Source organism: Cupriavidus sp. UYPR2.512 (assembly GCF_000379565.1).
GTDB lineage: Bacteria > Pseudomonadota > Gammaproteobacteria > Burkholderiales > Burkholderiaceae > Cupriavidus.
Genome location: NZ_KB903119.1, coordinates 1 through 1,206 on the forward strand (window position 1 = coordinate 1; position 1,206 = coordinate 1,206).

The window sequence follows — 1,206 nt, forward strand, 5'->3', positions numbered from 1 at the left end:
TTGACGACTGAGATGAGCCCGCAATCCGGCCGCGAACCCAGTCATGAACCTGATGTTTTGAATCGCGCTTCACCTCAACTCCGACGAGCTCCTAGTTCTCCGTCTTGGAGAAAGCCGGCAAGCGCTGCGTCGGCAATCACCGGCCGCGTGACAAAGCTGTCTTGCGGAAACTCCTCGCACAACGCGAACAAGATTTCAGTGATGAGGGGATCGCCAATCGATGCGGAAAAGCCGATTGCGACGCGCCTGCCGCCATCGCAACGCTTGCTCGCGACCTCCTCGCGGCGTCGAACCAAATCTCCCCATATCGCCAGGATCTGACGCGCCGTCTTTTCCAGACGCACAGCATGCGGCGTAGGCACAAGTATGCCGTTGCGCTTGAGGAACAAGGGGTCACCGGTGATCTCGCCCAAGCGGGCGAGGCTATAGGACACCGTGTTCACGCTGCGCTGGGTGCATGCAGCGACCGCACCCAGATTACGGTACTCCATAACGAGAACAAAGACATGCAACAACTTCGTGCTGACATGACGAACTTCCGAAAGCGCAAGATTTGACATTCTGCCAACATCACGAAGAAATGGTGACCCGAGTCTAAAGGATTGCGGAGATATGAAAGAAGATAGACAGAAAGGTCTATGCCCTCAATTGATCTGGATCAAAACTTTGTATGTGATTTGACGTTGATAGGCCACGCGGCACATATCTATCCGCAAAATTGCAGGCAAACCCCCGTCCCGCTAATTTGCGCCAGATCCTCCGTCAGTTGAAGCGCATCGAAAAGAGATACTTGCGATTCGCAACATGAAAAAACGAACTCCTTTAGTAAAACAGTTTATCCGGACAGGTGTCTAGTGTTGCCTGCTGCGTTAGCTTTTCCTCGTAAACTCCCTGTCAGATCATAACCAAGTGGCGAGTGCAATGGCACTGTAGAAGCTGCGATGTACTGCGTAATGTGCACTGAGCGCTGACCCGGTCTACCATACGTCGCTCCAGTACGCAAATTCAACAGGATGCGCTCCTGTAGCGGCTAAGTTGTATCTACGGTCAGCCCGATCTTTGCAAAGTCTAGGTCGATGATGTTGACCCGGTGGCAAGCTACTAGTGTAGTGTTCTGTTCTTGATGGAACTTATATGAATTCGGCGTCTCCAATGCCCACACTGCGACACAGCGTGGAGAGAGTGAGTGCGAGTTGCCCCCGAGAT

General features: G+C 52.9%; 1 pseudogene. It reads right to left on the reverse strand.

Annotated elements, in window-relative coordinates:
* Positions 1 to 92: 92 nt before the first annotated feature.
* A pseudogene (locus tag A3A5_RS39210) lies at positions 93 to 560 on the reverse strand (LysR family transcriptional regulator); the annotation flags it as partial.
* Between the last annotated feature and the right edge of the window lie 646 nt (positions 561 to 1,206).